This window comes from Exiguobacterium sp. s83 (assembly GCF_018617095.1).
Lineage (GTDB): Bacteria > Bacillota > Bacilli > Exiguobacteriales > Exiguobacteriaceae > Exiguobacterium > Exiguobacterium profundum.
Genome location: NZ_JACSJP010000001.1, coordinates 27,204 through 45,177, shown reverse-complemented (window position 1 = coordinate 45,177; position 17,974 = coordinate 27,204). Strand labels below are relative to the sequence as shown.

At 47.6% G+C, this 17,974-nt stretch carries 21 protein-coding genes; 6 read left to right on the top strand and 15 right to left on the bottom strand.

Annotation, left to right across the window (positions count from 1 at the left end):
- Window positions 1-7: 7 nt before the first annotated feature.
- The 9 genes from KNO73_RS00300 to KNO73_RS00260 all read right to left on the bottom strand — a co-directional run bounded on the left by KNO73_RS00300 (window position 8) and on the right by KNO73_RS00260 (window position 8,481).
- Window positions 8-310, bottom strand: a complete 303-nt coding sequence (locus tag KNO73_RS00300; RefSeq protein ID WP_015880950.1) for a metal-sensitive transcriptional regulator — start codon at window positions 308-310, stop codon at window positions 8-10.
- Window positions 311-401: 91 nt separating this feature from the next.
- On the bottom strand, window positions 402-1,949 hold the full coding sequence (locus KNO73_RS00295) for a fatty acid--CoA ligase family protein (RefSeq protein ID WP_215111895.1): 1,548 nt from the start codon (window positions 1,947-1,949) through the stop codon (window positions 402-404).
- Window positions 1,950-2,049: 100 nt separating this feature from the next.
- On the bottom strand, window positions 2,050-2,523 hold the full coding sequence (locus tag KNO73_RS00290; protein ID WP_215111894.1) for a PTS sugar transporter subunit IIA: 474 nt from the start codon (window positions 2,521-2,523) through the stop codon (window positions 2,050-2,052).
- A 146-nt stretch (window positions 2,524-2,669) separates the two neighbouring features.
- Window positions 2,670-3,659 (bottom strand): lipoate--protein ligase, encoded by a 990-nt coding sequence (lplA, locus tag KNO73_RS00285; protein WP_015880947.1) that lies wholly within the window; start codon window positions 3,657-3,659, stop codon window positions 2,670-2,672.
- A gap of 71 nt (window positions 3,660-3,730) precedes the next feature.
- Entirely contained in the window at window positions 3,731-4,618 is an 888-nt protein-coding gene (locus tag KNO73_RS00280; protein WP_015880946.1) for a Cof-type HAD-IIB family hydrolase, read from the bottom strand.
- Window positions 4,619-4,705: 87 nt separating this feature from the next.
- A complete protein-coding gene (hemG, locus tag KNO73_RS00275; RefSeq protein ID WP_214775723.1) occupies window positions 4,706-6,091 on the bottom strand; it encodes a protoporphyrinogen oxidase in 1,386 nt (461 codons plus the stop codon).
- Window positions 6,084-7,013 (bottom strand): ferrochelatase, encoded by a 930-nt coding sequence (gene hemH / locus KNO73_RS00270; protein WP_078146425.1) that lies wholly within the window; start codon window positions 7,011-7,013, stop codon window positions 6,084-6,086. Before hemH ends, hemG begins: the two co-directional genes overlap by 8 nt.
- Window positions 7,010-8,059, bottom strand: coding sequence for a uroporphyrinogen decarboxylase (hemE, locus tag KNO73_RS00265; protein ID WP_015880943.1), 1,050 nt, complete (start codon window positions 8,057-8,059; stop codon window positions 7,010-7,012). The genes hemH and hemE overlap by 4 nt, the downstream gene beginning before the upstream one ends.
- Before the next feature lie 116 nt (window positions 8,060-8,175).
- Complete coding sequence (locus KNO73_RS00260) at window positions 8,176-8,481, bottom strand: MerR family transcriptional regulator (protein ID WP_214872887.1); 306 nt, start codon at window positions 8,479-8,481, stop codon at window positions 8,176-8,178.
- 120 nt (window positions 8,482-8,601) lie between these two features.
- On the opposite strand from KNO73_RS00260, the gene KNO73_RS00255 reads away from it, so the two are divergent.
- Entirely contained in the window at window positions 8,602-9,906 is a 1,305-nt protein-coding gene (locus KNO73_RS00255; RefSeq protein ID WP_240499790.1) for an ammonium transporter, read from the top strand.
- Between the two features lie 44 nt (window positions 9,907-9,950).
- On the opposite strand, the gene KNO73_RS00250 is transcribed toward KNO73_RS00255, so the two are convergent.
- Complete coding sequence (locus KNO73_RS00250) at window positions 9,951-11,084, bottom strand: ABC transporter permease (RefSeq protein ID WP_215111893.1); 1,134 nt, start codon at window positions 11,082-11,084, stop codon at window positions 9,951-9,953.
- Window positions 11,081-11,818, bottom strand: a complete 738-nt coding sequence (locus tag KNO73_RS00245) for an ABC transporter ATP-binding protein (protein WP_251024805.1) — start codon at window positions 11,816-11,818, stop codon at window positions 11,081-11,083. Before KNO73_RS00245 ends, KNO73_RS00250 begins: the two co-directional genes overlap by 4 nt.
- 169 nt (window positions 11,819-11,987) lie before the next feature.
- On the opposite strand from KNO73_RS00245, the gene KNO73_RS00240 reads away from it, so the two are divergent.
- Window positions 11,988-12,239: a GlsB/YeaQ/YmgE family stress response membrane protein gene (locus KNO73_RS00240; RefSeq protein ID WP_031421191.1), complete on the top strand. Its 252-nt coding sequence runs from the start codon at window positions 11,988-11,990 to the stop codon at window positions 12,237-12,239.
- Between the two features lie 45 nt (window positions 12,240-12,284).
- On the opposite strand, the gene KNO73_RS00235 is transcribed toward KNO73_RS00240, so the two are convergent.
- Window positions 12,285-13,334, bottom strand: coding sequence for a hypothetical protein (locus KNO73_RS00235; RefSeq protein ID WP_214685818.1), 1,050 nt, complete (start codon window positions 13,332-13,334; stop codon window positions 12,285-12,287).
- 129 nt (window positions 13,335-13,463) lie between these two features.
- Between KNO73_RS00235 and KNO73_RS00230 the strand changes: the two genes are divergently transcribed.
- Window positions 13,464-13,892, top strand: coding sequence for an HIT family protein (locus KNO73_RS00230; protein ID WP_015880936.1), 429 nt, complete (start codon window positions 13,464-13,466; stop codon window positions 13,890-13,892).
- A 32-nt stretch (window positions 13,893-13,924) separates the two neighbouring features.
- Here KNO73_RS00230 and KNO73_RS00225 read toward each other — a convergent pair whose 3' ends face one another.
- A complete protein-coding gene (locus tag KNO73_RS00225) occupies window positions 13,925-14,260 on the bottom strand; it encodes a hypothetical protein (RefSeq protein ID WP_078146420.1) in 336 nt (111 codons plus the stop codon).
- A gap of 168 nt (window positions 14,261-14,428) precedes the next feature.
- Between KNO73_RS00225 and KNO73_RS00220 the strand changes: the two genes are divergently transcribed.
- Window positions 14,429-14,785, top strand: a complete 357-nt coding sequence (locus KNO73_RS00220; protein ID WP_015880934.1) for a hypothetical protein — start codon at window positions 14,429-14,431, stop codon at window positions 14,783-14,785.
- A 61-nt stretch (window positions 14,786-14,846) separates the two neighbouring features.
- Window positions 14,847-15,410, top strand: a complete 564-nt coding sequence (locus KNO73_RS00215; RefSeq protein WP_078146419.1) for an HTH-type transcriptional regulator Hpr — start codon at window positions 14,847-14,849, stop codon at window positions 15,408-15,410.
- Here the strand turns inward: KNO73_RS00215 and KNO73_RS00210 are convergent.
- On the bottom strand, window positions 15,394-15,732 hold the full coding sequence (locus KNO73_RS00210) for a DUF1878 family protein (protein WP_237708238.1): 339 nt from the start codon (window positions 15,730-15,732) through the stop codon (window positions 15,394-15,396). The genes KNO73_RS00215 and KNO73_RS00210 overlap by 17 nt on opposite strands.
- A 153-nt stretch (window positions 15,733-15,885) precedes the next feature.
- On the opposite strand from KNO73_RS00210, the gene KNO73_RS00205 reads away from it, so the two are divergent.
- Complete coding sequence (locus tag KNO73_RS00205; protein ID WP_015880931.1) at window positions 15,886-16,887, top strand: peptidylprolyl isomerase; 1,002 nt, start codon at window positions 15,886-15,888, stop codon at window positions 16,885-16,887.
- 51 nt (window positions 16,888-16,938) lie between these two features.
- Here KNO73_RS00205 and KNO73_RS00200 read toward each other — a convergent pair whose 3' ends face one another.
- A complete protein-coding gene (locus tag KNO73_RS00200) occupies window positions 16,939-17,898 on the bottom strand; it encodes an HD domain-containing protein (protein WP_051829364.1) in 960 nt (319 codons plus the stop codon).
- Window positions 17,899-17,974: the final 76 nt, after the last annotated feature.

Genomic DNA, 17,974 nt, shown 5'->3' with positions numbered 1-17,974 from the left:
TCCCTCCTTATTTTTTGATGCGGCTGACGATCGTCATCAACTCATCAATGTAAGGTTCCATGTTTTCCGTCTCGCTTGCGTGAACCAAACACTTGCGCATATGACGCTCTAACAGTTGCATCTCGACTTGCTTCAGAGCGGCCTGAATGGCTGACGTCTGAGTCAAAATATCGACACAATAGCGGTCGTTCTCGACCATTTTTTGAATCCCTCGGACTTGTCCTTCGATTCGTTTTAGACGTTTCCCGAGTGCCTCCCGTTCGGCATCATCACGCGGAACGAGTGGTTGGTCATGCATAAATTCATCCATGTTGATCACCTCACCACTAATATACCCCTACCCCCTAACAGTGTCAAACGAAAAGATAAAAAAGGAACGACTCGTAGTCGCCCCTCTCTACTCAACTATTTTGAAACGCTTCGCTCTTCAAGACCGTTCGTAAAATCTTTCCAGTCGTGTTTCGCGGAAGTTCCTCGATAATCTCAATATAAGTCGGCTGCTTATATTTCGCTAACTTTGTTTGTGTATATGCACGGATCTCTTCTTTCGTGACACCGTCATGTTTCGTGACAACGAATGCCTTCACCGCTTCTCCTTGCTCCGCATCCGGTACACCGATGACGGCAGCTTCGACGATATCCGGATGTTGATACAATACTTCCTCTACCTCACGAGGGTATACGTTATATCCCCCGACGATGACCATATCCTTTTTCCGGTCGACGATATAGAAGTAACCATCCTCGTCACGTCGAGCCAAATCGCCCGTATAGAGCCATCCGTCCCGAAGTGTCATCATCGTTTCTTCCGGTAATTTGTAATACCCTTTCATGACGTTCGGTCCTCGTACAATCAACTCTCCGACTTTACCGACGCCGACTTCTTCCCCAAGCTCGTCGACGACTTTATTTTCGACATGAACGATGGAAGGGCCGATTGACCCTGCTTTACGCTCGCCATGGAGCGGGTTGAAGCAGGTGACCGGTGACGCCTCCGACAGACCGTATCCTTCAAGAATCTTGCACTCAAACATCTGCTCAAATGACTCGAGCAATTGAACTGGTAAGCTTGCTCCTCCTGAGACGAACACACGGACATGCTTCAACGCAGACGTGTAGGCCGGTACTTTCATTGCTGTCTGTAACAAGAAATTGTACATCGTCGGCACTCCGGCAAATAACGTCACACGGTGCTTCGGTACTAGATCGAACACATCTTGTGGAGAGAACTTCGGTAAGATGACAATCGTCGCCCCTCGGAGGAGTGGTGCATTGACGATGACCGTCAAACAGAACACGTGGAACATCGGCAATGCCGCCAATGCCTTATCCTCTGGAGTGATGTCTAAATACTCTCCGATCGAATGTGCGTTTGAGAACAAGTTTCGATGCGTGAGCAGAGCCCCTTTCGGTTTTCCGGTCGTCCCACTCGTATAAAGGATGACGGCAACTTCATCCTCGTCCACTTCGATGAACGTCCCTTCTGTTTCAGCAAACGCTTCTGCGAATGGGATGAATTCAATCGTCCCTTCCCGCTTCAATGCCGGAACATCGGCATATGGAACGGAAATCACGAGTTTTAAGTGAGGCAACTTCGTGAGTGCCGCTTCCGCCTGTGCGACGAGCGGTGATAAGCCAACAATCCCTTTTACATCCCCATCAAGCAGAATGTAGGCCATTTCATCAGGCGTGTATGTAGGGTTGATCGGAATGACGACCCCTCCACGTGACAACACAGCGAAATATGCAATCAGGAACGCAGGACTGTTTCCGAGAACGAGGGCGACGTGATCGCCTTGTCCAATTCCTTTTTGCTCAAGTGTCGACGCCATCGCCTTGACTTGCCCATAAAACTGTCCGTAACTCACCGTGTCTTCCCCAAACACATACGCTGCTTTCTGCGGGTGAGCCATCACTACTTCTTGTAGTGACTTGACTAAGTTTGCCATGGTAATCCCCCTTTAAATGAATGATGATTCACTTTTGAGCCATAAAAAAGAGCACGTTGTCCGCGCTCTTTTCAATTACTTCTATTGTACATGAAATGTTTCAATAAGAAAACGCTTCCAAAAAATTCGCCTGTAAGTGGAACAATCCGGCGCGACTTTTCACGTGTACGAGCGCTTGAAGGGATTCATCATCCATGAGCAAATCATCAATCAGTTTATGATAGCCCTGTTTTTTCGATTCATTCGTAGCCGTAATCAATAAAATCGCTTTCGCTTGAATCATTTCTCCCGTGATGGTTTTTACTTCACACGGATTCAACAGGTGAAGCAGGGAAATGCCGTCTCGTTTCGCTATAGAGATGGGAACATCAATGACCGCAACTGGCACAGCGACATCACTTACCCCGGAAGGAATGATCGATTCTTGATCGAGAACAACTCGCGTAAATGAAGAACTGACCATGCCTTTTCGTTCCAATTCAAGACCTACCGCCATCATCGCACGTTCAAACGTTGATTGTTCCGTCACCCACATCCGACTCGGGTCCATCCATTCACTGAGCCTTCGATACATAGTGATTCCTCCTATTTTTAATCAGCCGCTACGAAAGCGCTTGCACAAATTATGATACGCCTTCTCCCATCGAGGCGCAATCCGTATGATCAACGTTCACGAAACTGCCAAAAAAGGCGACCTCCGTAGAGACCGCCATGACTAACTTAACTAATCAAATCGACTAATTCCTCGAGCTCGACATTTCCGAAGTAATGTTTCAAATCGAGTTGCATCAATTGCTCACGGATGGCCGCACGTTCGAAACGCGTCCCAACGAGCGCTTGCTCGACGTCTTGGATGTCACCGACACCAAAGAAATCTCCGTAAATTTTCGCTTCTGTGATCGTCCCTTTGTTGACGTTCAAGCGGACATCGATTGTTCCGATTGGGAAACGACGTTTCGACTCGACGTCGAACTTCGGTGACTTCCCAAAGTTCCAGTCCCAGTTCGCATAGCGTTCTTTCGAGATATCATGGACGATTTCCCAATCCTCGTCACGAAGTACATAGCGTTCCGGTTGTTCTCCATCATAAATCGAATGGAGGAGCGCCTCGACGAAATGTTCCATCTCCATCTCACGCTCTAAAAATTCAGTGATGTTCGCCACACGGCTACGAACGGACTTGATTCCTTTTGAACGCATTTTCTCTTCCGAGACGTTAAGCGAGTTCACGACCTCTTCGATGTTCGAGTTGAACATGAGCGTCCCGTGGCTGAACATGCGTCCACGCGTCGTGAATTGGGCGTTCCCGCTGATTTTACGCTCACCGACCTGAATGTCGTTACGACCCGTCAGCTCTGCCTCGACACCAAGGTTACGAAGCGCATCTACGATCGGTTGTGTGAACTTCTTATAGTTGTTGAACGAGTTGCCATCGTCTTTTGTGATGAAGCTGAAGTTCAAGTTCCCTTCATCGTGATAGACGGCGCCCCCACCAGAGAGACGTCGAACGACATCGATGCCATTCTCTTCGATGTACTTCAAGTTGACTTCTTCTGATGTGTTTTGGTTCTTCCCGATGATGATGGATGGACCGTTAATATAGAACAGGAAGTAATCTTCATGATCGACGTTCAGATGTTTAAGGATATACTCTTCAACCGCCAAGTTAATCTTCGGGTCGCGGATATCCGGATTAAAAATAAATTTCACAGTTTATTTCCTCCTAGTCGGATGTTCGTTACTCGTATTATACGAAACGAGTCGAGTTCTCGACAAATCTTTTACTTCCACTCACCTGTCATCACGCGCTTCAATGCGTTCGCCACACCATACTCATCATGACGTTCGGTGACATGGTCACTGATGGCAATCAAGTCTTCGTGGCTATTGCCCATCGCAATTCCTTTTCCGGCCACTTTGAACATCGGCACGTCATTCAAGTTATCCCCGATGACGACGACTTCAGATAAATCGATGCCATAGTGTTCAGCAAGTTTTGTCACACCGTTCCCTTTATCTGCACCGTGTGCCATCACTTCGATGTTGTCATTGCCTGAAGACGTGACATACACTCCTTCGACTTGGTCTTCGATTTCTTTCCAAAGCCCGTTCATCTTCTCGAGATGACTTGAGAACGCGATGAACTTATAGACACGTCCTGCTTCTTCACGAATGAAGCCCTCGATGTCATCAACAATTTTGACGTCTTCATTGACGTAATAGCGATTCTTAAAGAATTCGTACATCTCGAGCGAGCGGTCGTCACCATTCGCTTTCAAGTTTTTCATCGACGCTTCAATCAAGTCGCCACGGCTCGCTACGAGTCCCGCTTCTGTGTACATTTCATAAAAGACGTCCGCATACTTGTCATCTTGATGAAGAACATTGATGACTTGAAGCGCCTCATCAATCGTCAAATCGATTTCGTGAAGGACTTCTCCCGACGTGTCGAGCACGCGTCCCCCATTCGACGATACGATTGGGCAAGAGAGTCCGACCTCGTCTAAAATCTGTTTCGCATTCACATAGTTGCGCCCCGTCGCAATCGCAAAGCGAATTCCTGCCGCCTCTGCTTCACGAACGATCTCCGCTGTCTCATCCGCGATTTTGGTGTGGTTGTGCAAAATCGTACCGTCCATGTCTGATACAAAAAGTTTATACGTTGCCATCTTCCATCACTCCTTTTTCTCTTTCGCTTCTAACTATAACAAAAAGAGAGGGTTGCGGAACAATCCGAACCCTCCCTTCATCAAATCTCAATTTTTTTCACGCAATGCCTTCACTTGTTCCCGAATACTCTTCACACAGTCCGGCATCCCAATTCCGTCATAGGCGATTCCGGCGAGAATGACGCCTGGATATACCCGGCTCATCTCGGCTCGGAGTGCTTTGACACGGTCCGCATGAAAGACCGCATAAGGAGGCAGTCCATCACGGAGTCGACTAACGACGGTTTGAACCGGTTCACGATGAATGCGCATCAGGCCACGGAGATCGTGTAATGCCGTCTCGATGATTTCTTCATCGGATGCTTCGACGATATCATCTGCCCCCGGACGACCTAAAAAGACACGAAGGACGTGATATCCTTCCGGCACCGCATGCGGCCATTTCTGGTCGATGAACGTACATGCCGTGATCGTCACATCCGCTTCTTGACTCGTCACGAACCCTGTCCCGACGAACGGAAGCTCAATATCTTCTTCTTTGAAGACAAGCGAGCATGTGGCCGTCGCATGTGGCTTCATGTCCGCCAAAAAGTCACTGTCGACTTTCGGGAGGAACTGACGAATGAGGCGCGGTGGGACCGTCAACACGAGATGGTCCGTGTCGATATCTCCGCGACTCGTGAAGAGACGGTACCCGTCCTCACGTTCGGATACTTGTTCGACGGAACAGTTTAATACGATTTCAGTACGTTCCAACCGTTCTGCCAAGCGGTCTGTCAGTGATTTGAGTCCACGTTTCAACGAAGCGAACTGACCGACCTTCTTTGCTCCGACTTCTGCGACTCGTTGTTCCGGTCGTAAGTGTCGCATCCCTTCATACAAGTTGCCGTATTTCTTTTCTCCCTCGATGAACTGCGGGAATGTCGACATCGCACTCATTTGATCGATGTCTCCAGCATAGATACCAGAGAGTAACGGTTCAATCAATCGGTCGACGATTGGGTCCCCGACACGCTCACGAAGGTAGAGGCCGAGTGAGACGTCCGAGTCTGGCGCTTTTACATCTGGAGGGGACAGCAACATCTGCTTCAAGTCCTCATGCTCTTCCTCCGAGAGCAACGTCGTCTCACGAAACGCATTGACGTCGAGCGGGATCCCCATCACCGTCTGTTTCGGAATCGGGTGGAGCCCGTCATGATGAAGAACGTAAGCTTGACCGACTCCATTGCGAACGAGTTCATCGCCTAAACCGACGTCTTCAATCAATTCCGTCATCGCAGTCTTACGAAAGACATACGAGTCCGGACCACGTTCCACCGCAAACTCGCCCGTTTCATACGTATCAATCTTTCCTCCGAGGCGATCCGTCGCCTCGAGCAACGTGATGGTCACGTCTTCCGGCAAATAACGCTCTGCATAAAAAGCGGCGGTGAGACCTGTGATCCCACCACCGACAATCGTGAATTTACGCATGATGCACAATCACGCTTTCCATTCGATCCGCGATGGCTTCGATGAAGCTTCGCTCTGCATTTGGCATAGCCGGACGTGCGTAGTGAACACCGAGGCGGTCACAGACAACTTTACACTCGACGTCGTTATCGAACAATACTTCGAGATGGTCTGCAACAAAGCCGACCGGCGTATAGACGAACGCCTCGTAGCCATGCTTTTCATAAAGTTCAGCCGTCAAATCTTGGACATCTGGTCCAATCCATGGGTCCGGCGTGTTTCCTTCTGACTGCCAACCAATCTCATAATGCGGGACGCCTGTCTCAATGGCAATTTTATCAGCTGTTTCTTTCAACTGATCCGGATACGGGTCGCCACCAGCCAAGATTTTCTCAGGAAGACTATGCGCTGAAACGATGAGACATGTCTTTTCAGCCGGTACAGGCAATGACGCATACGTATCGTTAATCGCATTCGCCCACCATTTGATAAACTTCGGCTCATCATACCACGACTCTACCGAACGAATGTCGATGCCATACTTCGCTGCTTCTTCATGAGCACGTCCGTTGTATGATTTGACGCTATATGACGAGTAATGAGGTGCTAAGACAACCGATACCGCCTCTTTGATGCCGTCGTTCGCCATTTGCGCGACCGCGTCTTCTACGAACGGTTCGATATGCTTCAATCCGATATACAGTTTGAACTCGATTTCACCTACATGACGCTCGTTCAAGATGTCACGAAGCGTCTCCGCTTGATCGATTGTGATTTTTGCGAGTGGAGATACACCACCAATCGCTTCGTAACGTTCCGTCAAATCTTGGAGTGCTTCCGGTGACGGTTTGCGTCCGTAGCGAATGTGCGTGTAATACCGCTCGATATCTTCTGGTTTGTACGGTGTGCCGTACGCCATGACAAGTAGTCCGACTGTTTTCATGATTCGTTGCCTCCCATTTTTTCGCGTGAGTAGTCGTGAATGAATGCCGTCAATTTGACGAGTACGGCCGGGTCGACTTCAGGGAACACCCCATGTCCCAAGTTGAAGACGTATCCTGGCTGTTTCATTCCTTCATCTAAAATTTCCTTAACCTTCTCTTCGATGACCGGCCATGGAGCTAACAAGAACGACGGGTCTAAATTTCCTTGAACCGCCTTTGTAATACCACGGTCCCGTGCTTCCTGTACCGACAGGCGCCAGTCAAGCCCGACCACATCAAGTGGAAGGTCGTGCCATTCTTCGATTTGATGGCTCGCTCCGACACCATGCATGATGAGTGGAATGTCGAGTGAACGTAGTTCTTTAAAGATACGCTCCGTCGTCGGTTTGATGTAACGTGCATAATCTTTGCGGCTGAGCGTCCCGACCCACGAATCAAACAATTGGAACGCTTGAATGCCGGCATCCGCTTGCGCCTTCGCATACGTGATGACCATGTCGCCGAGTTTTTCCATCAATGCATTCCATACATCCGGTTCTGCATACATGAGTGCTTTCGTACGATGGTAGTTCCGCGACGGTCCCCCTTCGATCATATAGCTCGCCAATGTGAACGGTGCGCCTGAGAAGCCGATAAGCGGAACTTCTAGTCGTTCCCGTAGTAGACGAATCGTGTCAAAAACGTATGAGATATCTTCCGGGTTTAACGGTTTCAAACGTTCCACATCTTCCATCGTTCGATACGGATTGTCGATGACCGGTCCAATCCCGCTCTTGATCTCGACATCGACTCCCATAGACGGAAGTGGCGTCATAATGTCCTTATATAGAATGGCCGCGTCGACTCCGAGTTGTTTCACCGGAAGTTCCGTGACATATGCACAAAGTTCAGGATCATGCGTGATCTCGAATAGTGACCTCGTCTTTTTAATCTCTCGATATTCCGGTTGGTAGCGTCCGGCTTGGCGCATATACCACACAGGTACATAGTCTGTCGCCTCTCCTTTAAACGCTTTTAAAATAGTATCGTTCATACGTCGCGTCATTCCCCTCTAAATTTCTCCTACATTCTTTATTCTCGTGTTTGTGAACTCAAAAACATTATACAGAAATTAATTAGAATTATGCTAATGTGAAGCATTTTCATTGTGTTTTCTTTGTGTCATTTTTTTGTCGGAAATGTTCGGAAGGCTGAATTCAACTGACCCCGAATCAAATCATCCCGCTGTTTCGTCGACAATCGTCGTTCTCGTTCTTTAATATCTTGAATTCGCCATCCATCTTCTAGTTTGGTCGCCACTTCGACTAAACGTTCCACGTCATGGAAAGAATATTTACGTGAACCACCTTTTGTACGTTCCGGAAAGACGAGACCTTTTTCTTCATAATACCGAATTTGGCGCTCTGAAAGTCCCGTCAACTCAGTCACGACACCCATCCCGATCACTTTCTTCGATTTGTAGTCCATTCAGCCTCGCCTCCTTAATAAAAAAACTATGTCAGATAATCTGACAAAATGCAATCCAGCATGCAATTTTCGTTTTACACTGAAGTCAACTTTTGGAAAGCACCTAAGAAAAAGGAGGGCATGAACATGGAAGACATTCTCTATTATATGGACACGCTGTATGTACTCATCGCTGCATTGCTCGTATTGACGATGCAATTAGGTTTCGGATTACTCGAGACAGGGACGCTTCGGGCGAAGAACGCCGGTCACGTCGCGGTCAAACAAATTATCAGCCTCTCTGTGGCGGCACTCGCTTTTTGGGCGGTCGGGTTCGGCCTCTCGTTCGGTGACGGGACAACTTGGTTTGGGACAGAAGGATTCTTCTTAAGCGGATCGTTCACAAGCCTCGACTGGGCGAACGTCTCAATCGACATCAAGTTCTTATTCCAGTTATCATTCGTTGCAGTTTCTCTCGCCATCGCGTGGGGTGGATTTGCAGAACGGGCTAAGCTTTCTGCCTACGTTCTGTTCGGTATCTTCTTCGTTGCCATCCTCTATCCAATCGTCGCTCGCTCAGTATGGGCTGGTGGAATGCTCGGATCAATGGGGATGCAAGACTTCGCAGGTTCGGCGGTCGTTCACCTTCAAGGTGGGATGGCGGCTCTCATGGCAACAATCATTTTGAAACCACGTCGTAAAACGGAATCACTCGCTGGTCATAACCATGTGTTAACAGTCGTGGGCGGTCTCGTCCTTTGGCTTTGCTGGTTCGGCTTTAACGCCGGTTCGACAATGTCGGTCGCTGACGGATTCTTCGGTTACGTCGCATTGACAACGATGCTCGCCACAGCAGCTGGTGCGCTCGGTGCTCTGACCATCGTCATGCTCCATCGGAAGACGGCAGATATCCCGACAATCGTCAACGGAGTACTCGGGGCGCTCGTCGCCATCACGGCAGCATGTGCGTTCGTCGAACCGTGGGCAGCCGTCGTCATTGGGGCACTCGCATCGGTTGCAACATATGGAACGAGCATCTTGATGGCGAAGTATGTGGATGACCCGCTCTGCGCCTTCTCCGTACACGGAGTCGCTGGAATCATCGGAACACTCGCACTCGGCTTCTTCGCATCGCCTCGACTCGTTGAGATCACAGGGATCGGTTCTGCCGGACTCTTCTACGGTGGCGGATTGACACAGCTCGGTGTACAGACACTCGGTGTGTTGATCGCGATGGTCATCGCCGGCGGTGGAAGTTACGCCTTCTTGAAACTTCTCGATGTCACAATCGGACTCCGTGTCACAGAAGAACAAGAAGATGTCGGCCTCGACATCGCAGAACATGGTGTATCGGCATACGGTGAAGTCGAAGAAACGACTGAGAAACCAGGACGCCTCCCGAAGATTCTCGGTTCGAGCGTATCGGTCATGTCACCTAAAAAATAATCTACTCACGTGAGAAGGACATCCTGTGCGGGATGTCCTTCTTTTTATTTCAATCGATTCAAGTAATAGCGTGTGACCATGACAGACAAGACCAATCCGACCGCCGCATCCCATGTGGCACCAAAACCGATGGATGCAATCGCAAGAACGACGGACTGGATGACGAGCAGTCGCATCGCCCACCACGAATACCCTGCGATTCGCTCATCGCGTGTGATTGGAAGCCAGGAAACGATGGAAACCGCCTCTAACCGTTTAAATAACGGAACGAGCTGCAACGCGGTCAAGCCTACGAAGAGCGGCGTGACCAATCCGACGTACCATCCTCCCGACATCCACATGACAATGAGCGCCACCACTGTCAAGCGAAGAATCAAATCAAGTGAGTCGTTCGAACGGAGAATGCGAAGTCCGTACACGTAACGCGATGCATCTACGCGCCGTAGGACCCGATTTTCTAGAAGCCGCGTCAACACCCGGCGCTCTCGAACCTCTTCTTTCAAGGTCGGCAAATCGACGAACCAGCTGATCACTCGTTCAAACTGAGCCCGACTCTTCTCCTCAAGCACCAACCAGTGTAAGAGTGGGATGCGCTCGTTTCGTTTCACATGTAAGAAAATGAACGGCATGAACGCGGGCACCCATGCCCACGCTGTCCAATCCATTAAAAGACAAGCGCCGCTCACGAGCGCAAACGGTAGGATTGTCCATTCACGTACGCCTTCCACTTTTGCCAAACGACCTGCAGCTGACAACATGACCATCGTCACGACGACGGATAACACTTCGATACTCGTATAACTCTCTGTCCGTACGAGGAGCGGTAGTAAAACGAGAAGGACGAGCAATCCACGCAATGCAGCAAACACGAGATTAAATAAACGTACCCCCACCATATAAGAACGAATATCCCCTAACTCCGGAAGCAAAAATACTTGATCCGCCTCTTGAATGAACGTTCGCGGGCGATGACCGAGTGGCATGAGCAATAGGACCCCCGCGGCAATCCACGTTCCTGGGAATGTCCCATCGATTCGTTCTAAGAAGTTATTGTAGACGAACGCCCCGTAAATCAAGGTGAAATAGAGCGTGAACAACAGTCCCCCGTTCGCAACGTAGCGGCTGTACTTGACGACCTCTTCCATCCAGGTTCCGAACCTTGCTGTAAATCGATTCATGACGACCGTTCCTCCGAAGCGATTGCTTCTACATATATATCATCAAGTGTCGCATCAGGCGACAATCGATACACGTTGCGCAACTCGGCCGCTGTTCCGCTCGCGATGACGACTCCTTGATGAAGGAAGACGAATCGGTCGCAGTGCCGCTCCGCCGTCTCAAGGATATGGGTGGACATTAAAATCGCGCAATCTTGTTTATATTCATCAAATAATTGAAGCAACTGACGAATGGCTAGTGGGTCTAGACCAACAAATGGTTCATCAACAATCAAGAGCGGCGTTTTCGTCACGAGCGCACACAAGATCATCGCTTTTTGACGCATCCCTTTTGAAAAGACGGAAGGGAACCAGGCGAGTTGCTTTTCCATCCGCATTTCTTTCGCCAAACGTTTCGTTCGCGCAGCCAACTCGTCTGGATTCACATCGTACGCCTTCCCCATCAATTCAATATGTTCTTGCAACGTTAACGTTTCATACAAAATCGGTGTCTCCGGTATGTAACTCACTTTCTTACGATAATTCTTTTCGGAAGAATCTAATGTTTCGCCATCAATTTCGATTTTTCCGGAGAGGGGTGACAATAATCCTAAAATGTGTTTGATTGTCGTCGACTTTCCAGCTCCGTTTAGCCCTATCAACCCGACGAGTTCCCCTTTTTTTACTTCAAACGAAATGTCATGCAAAACTTGTTTACCGAAATATCCGCCGTTCAATCGATCGACGTGCAGCATGAAAACCACACCTTTCATTTTCATCTTTTTTTCGTGGTATATGTTTTAAATGTTGTCACATGGGAATAATCTGAACTGTAAGGCATTTTAAAATAAAACATCAATACTTCCATTGTTCCACAAAATCGTTGTAAAGAACAATGGGAAAACAGAGGAAGGAGAATGATTTATGGGGTTTATTCTTTATTTGATTATCGGGGGTATCATCGGTTGGTTAGCAGGATTGATTTTAGGTAAGGACGTACCAGGTGGAATCATTGGTAACATCATCGCGGGGATTATCGGTGCATGGTTGGGTGGACTTATCTTTGGTGACTTCGGACCAATCGTTGCGGATATCGCGATTATCCCGGCTCTAATCGGTGCGATTATTTTGATCTTGATTGTATCATTCGTTATGAAATCAATGCGTAAAAAATAAGATTATGTATCGGAGGGGCTTCCATTACGGAATGTCCCTCTTTTTTCATTGGATCAATAAATACATCGTGTCGTTCTTTTCGATAAACTGTTTTTCGGTTTCAAGACCAAAGAACGTAAAGAATGATTCGAAGAACGATTGACCGTAATCCCACTCTGTTCCGAGCGGGTGTTCCGATTTCGTTTTCGGTTCACCGAGGAGGGCAATCAAATCATCCGGTCGTTTATCGAGGTCGACCTGAATCGATTCCACTTCCTCATCTTTAAACGTGACAGTCAATCGCTCATAGTCCCATTTTCCTTCACGCTTTCCAGCTGGTTCACCAAGCGTTTCTTGAACCTGCTGACTCGACTGTCCAATTAACGAATCGACCGTTTCGAGTGAATGACCCGTTTGCGCCTCCACTTCAATTTCAATCAACTCAGCCCGCTTCAAATCAAATTGTCCGGCAATGGCTTCGTTCGATTCAGGCATAAGCGCATACTCAATGGATTTAGAAGATATCAATTGAATCGTTTCGGTTTCCGTGACCGTCTCTCCATTTGTCACCGCTACCGCTTTGACATCATATTGTCCCGGCATCTGTTCAAACGATAACGTATCATCGGCTTCATCAATCCGTCCTACCTGTTGCCCATCAATCCAAATATTCGTCAATGGGACGTCCGAGGTCACATCAATTTGTTGTGGGAGTAGTTCAATCCGATAGTCAGAAAAGCCATATCGCCCTTCCCCCGTATCGATCAAACGAAATAATCCGTCCGCCTCCATTCCCGATGTTCGGTCGGCCCGGTCTTTCGCAACTTCTGCGATGGCCTCTCCTCGAATGGACTTTTCAGCGTTCAACCACCCCATGAATCGCAGAGCCTCCGCTCGCGATAAAGGTTCTCCAAGATATTCGACTTTTTCTTCAAAAAAGGTACGGTCTTCTTCTAATAAGGCCTCTTTGAACGCGACGTGAATTTTATCTTGTTCTGCCGCCGGCTTGTATGCATATATATAGAAAACAATGGCTCCAACTAAAATCGTTAAACTAGATATCAACAGAAAGACTTTCGGACTCCGTTCTTTTTTTCTACTTCTCGTATATGGCATGTGCTCACCTCCTTTGCTCTCACTTATCTTCTATTATAGAGGGAATCCATCTCGCTTCCTATCGTTCTTGCGCCCGAACTTCCGTGTTATGATGGAACAGAAACGACATTTAAGAATGGAGGAATGAAGATGCACACAGATCCGACCTGTATCTTTTGTAAAATCGCGAAACAAGAAATCCCATCTTATCGGGTATATGAAGACGAAGCGGTCGTCGCTTTCCTCGACCTCTCTCAAGTGACGAAAGGACATACGCTCGTCATCCCGAAACATCATGCGAAAAACGTATATGAATTGCCAGAAGACGTGGCAGCAGACGTCTTCAAACGCGTCCCTACCATCGCCAAAGCGATTCAACGTGAAACGGGTGCCATCGGAATGAACGTCTTATCGAATGCCGAGGAAGTTGCCGGACAAACGGTGTATCACTTCCATATCCATTTGATTCCGCGCTTTGGACACGAAGATGGATTCGGTGCGAAGTGGATTACACAAAACGACGCTTTCACGTCAGAAGAACTCACTACCCTTGCATCAAATATTCATGCCCACGTATAAACAGAAAGAGACCCGTCATCGACGGGTCTCTTTTATGATTGATTGATTGAGTCACGATGGCGTTTTCGTTCCTCTTCTAGTTGCGCCCGCTCGACCTGAAGCTTGATTGCCACTTCATATAACTGTTGACGCGTCTTGACAGATGTCGCTTGTTCAAATTCTTTTCGTAATTCTGTTAGACGGGCATCTATTTCAAACATCCGCTTTTCTCGCATCGATTCTTCACGTGCCTGTTCCGTTTGCTTCGACGCCTCGTATCCCGCCTCTAGTGTATTCATAATGGATTCGGCCCAAGTGTCATCTCCCAGTCGTTTCGCAGCGAGATACAGGTCAAGCATGTCATCTACCCAACGCTTCGCTTTCTCCACTGAGGATCACCTTCCTTTACCTGTATTTTAAAATAAAATGATTTTTCGGTCAAAAATGAATGTTCTGAAAAATTTTATTTGCGATATAGGTTTTTAATCACTCTTTTTTGGTAAAATAATATGAAAAGAATGTAATTCTGATTATCCGAGCTTGAGGAGGGGAATGAATTGTCGAGTCGCCAACGTCGAGATTGGATTGCTTTCGGCTTTGTTTTAGCATTTTTAGGAGTCGCCACGGTGAAGAAACTGGCGCGAGGAACTGCAAATGATGCCGCTGCTCAACAACATCGAGCATCTACAATCACTACGCTAAAAGAACAATTTGGGAATGTGGCGAAACATGCATCGCAGGTTGCCGCCGCAGGAAAACTGCAAGGAAAAGAATTGACTGACCAAGTGAAAGCCGAAGTCGAACGCTATCAACAAGACATTCAGCCTTCAGTCGAGCGCATCCAAGGGAACCTTCAGGAACTCTCGAACGTACAGTCTGCTATGACTGACAAAACCGTCAATCAAACACAGTGAGTGTTTGAGGTCATCGTCCGTCGATTACATTTGACTTTTTATCCGGAAAGGATGGATCGAGATGGAACACGAAAAAGAATTCACTGGCCCTGAGGCCATGCTCTATAGCCACAAAATCATTCAATTGAGTAAGGCTTTGTGGAAAACCGTCGAAAAAGACTGGCAAAACTGGATCAAACCGTTCGACTTAAATATCAATGAACATCACATCTTATGGATTGCCCACGCTTTAGGCGGTGCATCGATTTCAGAAATTGCGAAATATGGCGTCATGCACGTCTCGACTGCTTTCAACTTCTCGAAGAAGTTAGAAGATCGTGGATTACTTACGTTTTCTAAAAAAGAGACGGACAAACGAAACACGTACGTTCAATTGACACCTGAAGGCGAATCGTTATTACTCGAAACGATTCACGCATTCGACCCAGAAGGAAACGGCGTATTCCACGCTTCCCTTCCGCTTCAAGAACTATATGGAAAGTTCCCTGACTTAACAGATATGACGGCTATCGTACGTCGCTTGTATGGGGATAACTTTATGGATATCTTTGCGGAAACGTCAAAAATGATCACAGAAGAGGCAGGCAGACGCCCTGATGAGGATGAACTCAGTCAAGAAGCCTGACCTGCCGATAAAGTGGTTCTGTGACATCTAATGCGATTCCTTGTCGGACGCATGCCTCAAGAATCGTTTTGACGTCAAGTCTCACATCTAACATACCTGCAAAATGGACGAGCAATGGTTCTATGGACGTATATCCGTAGCGCAATTGCTCGTTTTGCTGCGCCCGAATCTCCTCAAGCAATTGATAAAATGACTCGACTTCTTGTTTCGTCAAATTCGCTCGAATCACTTCATATTCGAACGGACGGTCTGTCCAATCGACAATCTCGAGTAAGATCTTCATCTGATAGGCTAAATGCTCGACCTTCTCCTCTAGTGACACTTCCCTCACCCCATCATTTCACATTCTATTTCATCATTATACGACAGGATTGTGTGCTATGATACTGTACAGACAAGAGAACAGCTGTCATGATTAGGAAAATGTGATATAGTCGGACTTAGAAACTTTAAAGAATTATTAGGGGTGGAATACATGTCAAACGGAATGACGAACGAACCAAAAAAGCAAGATAAAAAATTCTCAACTGGCGCACTCGTGGGTGCATCTGCAATCGCACTCATCATCGGTGCTGGCGGTACGTATGCGGCAACGAACGCAGGCGGCGGAGAGTCAGATAATTCAGCAGTCGTCACATATAAAGGCGGCGAAATCACACGCGGTGAAATCGCGGATATGAGCTATGATCGCATGGTGCCACAACTCGCATTCCAAGAGACGATGAATGCACTTCTTGAAAAAGAATACGGTGACCAAGTCGACCAAGAAAAAGTAGACGAAGAGTTCAGCAAGACAGAAGAACAGTTCAACTCAGAAGAAGAGTTCGAACAAGCGATTCAACAAGCCGGCATGAGCGGTACGGAAGAGTTCAAAGAAGCGCTTCGCGGACAGATGCTCGTTGACGCTGCGAAATCGAAACTTGTCGATGTGACCGATGAAGAAATCGAAGCACAGTTCGCAAAAGAGAACGTGGAAGTGGAAGCTAGCCACATCCTCGTTGAAACTGAAGAAGAGGCACAAGACATCATCAAAGAGTTGAATGACGGTGCAGACTTCGCTGAACTTGCGAAAGAAAAATCAACGGATACTGGTTCAGGTGAAAAAGGTGGAGAACTCGGTTTCTTCTCTGCTGGCGCGATGGTACCTGAATTCGAAGAGTATGCATTCAAAGAAGATGTCGTTGGTAAAATCTCTGAGCCGGTTCAATCTCAGTTCGGTTTCCATGTCATCAAAGTGACAGACCGTAAAGAGAAAGATTTGAAACTCGAAGACGAGAAAGATCGCATTCGTGAAGAATTGGCAGCTGAAAAATCAGCTTCTGTCGATGCAAACAAAATTTACGCGGAGTTGATTGAAAAATACAACGTTGACGTAAAAGATGCAAAAGCAGAACAACAATTTGACGCTGTTAAAGAAGCGATTAAAAACGCAGACGAATCTTCAGAAGAACCTGCAGCAGAATCAACTGAACAATAATCAAAAAGGGGCACTCCAGCAACGGAGTACCCCTTTTTCGTTGGTCACCTGTTATAGATTCGGGCGATAGAAGGCACGGTTATCGAGTGCCATGACACGCTCCGTGAATGTCCCCGGCTCGACCCCTTCATACGCTTTTTCAAACATATTCATGCGCGCATCAATGTTATCAATAAAGAATAACATCTCCGCTTCAGGCAACTGTGGCGTATTCGCAGATCCCCATTCCGGCTTCCCGTGATGGCTTAAGACGAGATGTTGCAACAGTGTCGTCACTTCACGGTCCGTTCCCAGTTCCCGTGACACGACTTCAAGCTCCGATGCCATGAGTGACAAATGACCGAGTAATTTTCCTTCAAGTGTGTATTCTGGCGTAATCGCATCAGACAATTCGATGACTTTCGCTAAATCATGCAAAATGACACCTGCAATCAAAAGATCACGATTCAAGGATGGATACAGTTCACACATCGTATCCGCGAGCTTCAACATCGACATCACATGAAATGCTAGTCCTGAATAGACCGCATGATGATGTCGAACGGCAGCCGGGTACGTAAAGTATGCCTCTTCGTGACGATTGACGACTTCCTCGACAAGACGGCGAATCTCATCGTGTTGAAGTGACGTAATGAATCCACGAATCGTCGTCTCGAGCTCTGACTTCGGAATGGGAGCTGAGCGGACGTACGGTGCGATATCCACTTCCTGCTCGATGATCGAAATTTGTTTTAGTTTCAACTGGGTGCGCCCGCGATAGTCCATCACTTCACCGGCCGCATGGACGATTTTTTTCGTCGCATACTTCTCAGTATCGGCACTATCCCATAATTTCGTTTCGATTTCACCACTCTCGTCGCAAAGGATTAATGTTAAATAAGGTTTTCCGTTCCCGGCAAGTCCCTTATACGATTGTTTGATCATGACATATTGGTCTAGCGTGTCGCCCACTTTGAGCTGACCGATTTTTGTCGTCAATGAAAGCACCTCTCTCTTGTTCAGTACCTTCATCTTAACGAAAGTTTGCGACAGATGCCAACATTCCTGACAATTTGGGAATACTATCAATATAGTGAATTGGAGGAAT

What these genes read in the sequence shown, in the direction of transcription:
- KNO73_RS00300 (WP_015880950.1), bottom strand. Translation starts at nt 310, where the DNA reads ATGGATGAATTTATGCATGACCAACCACTCGTTCCGCGTGATGATGCC.
- KNO73_RS00295 (WP_215111895.1), bottom strand. Translation starts at nt 1,949, where the DNA reads ATGGCAAACTTAGTCAAGTCACTACAAGAAGTAGTGATGGCTCACCCG.
- KNO73_RS00290 (WP_215111894.1), bottom strand. Translation starts at nt 2,523, where the DNA reads ATGTATCGAAGGCTCAGTGAATGGATGGACCCGAGTCGGATGTGGGTG.
- KNO73_RS00280 (WP_015880946.1), bottom strand. Translation starts at nt 4,618, where the DNA reads ATGGCAACGTATAAACTTTTTGTATCAGACATGGACGGTACGATTTTG.
- hemG (WP_214775723.1), bottom strand. Translation starts at nt 6,091, where the DNA reads ATGCGTAAATTCACGATTGTCGGTGGTGGGATCACAGGTCTCACCGCC.
- hemH (WP_078146425.1), bottom strand. Translation starts at nt 7,013, where the DNA reads ATGAAAACAGTCGGACTACTTGTCATGGCGTACGGCACACCGTACAAA.
- hemE (WP_015880943.1), bottom strand. Translation starts at nt 8,059, where the DNA reads ATGACGCGACGTATGAACGATACTATTTTAAAAGCGTTTAAAGGAGAG.
- KNO73_RS00260 (WP_214872887.1), bottom strand. Translation starts at nt 8,481, where the DNA reads ATGGACTACAAATCGAAGAAAGTGATCGGGATGGGTGTCGTGACTGAG.
- KNO73_RS00255 (WP_240499790.1), top strand. Translation starts at nt 8,602, where the DNA reads ATGAACATGGAAGACATTCTCTATTATATGGACACGCTGTATGTACTC.
- KNO73_RS00250 (WP_215111893.1), bottom strand. Translation starts at nt 11,084, where the DNA reads ATGAATCGATTTACAGCAAGGTTCGGAACCTGGATGGAAGAGGTCGTC.
- KNO73_RS00245 (WP_251024805.1), bottom strand. Translation starts at nt 11,818, where the DNA reads ATGCTGCACGTCGATCGATTGAACGGCGGATATTTCGGTAAACAAGTT.
- KNO73_RS00240 (WP_031421191.1), top strand. Translation starts at nt 11,988, where the DNA reads ATGGGGTTTATTCTTTATTTGATTATCGGGGGTATCATCGGTTGGTTA.
- KNO73_RS00235 (WP_214685818.1), bottom strand. Translation starts at nt 13,334, where the DNA reads ATGCCATATACGAGAAGTAGAAAAAAAGAACGGAGTCCGAAAGTCTTT.
- KNO73_RS00230 (WP_015880936.1), top strand. Translation starts at nt 13,464, where the DNA reads ATGCACACAGATCCGACCTGTATCTTTTGTAAAATCGCGAAACAAGAA.
- KNO73_RS00215 (WP_078146419.1), top strand. Translation starts at nt 14,847, where the DNA reads ATGGAACACGAAAAAGAATTCACTGGCCCTGAGGCCATGCTCTATAGC.
- KNO73_RS00205 (WP_015880931.1), top strand. Translation starts at nt 15,886, where the DNA reads ATGTCAAACGGAATGACGAACGAACCAAAAAAGCAAGATAAAAAATTC.
- KNO73_RS00200 (WP_051829364.1), bottom strand. Translation starts at nt 17,898, where the DNA reads ATGAAGGTACTGAACAAGAGAGAGGTGCTTTCATTGACGACAAAAATC.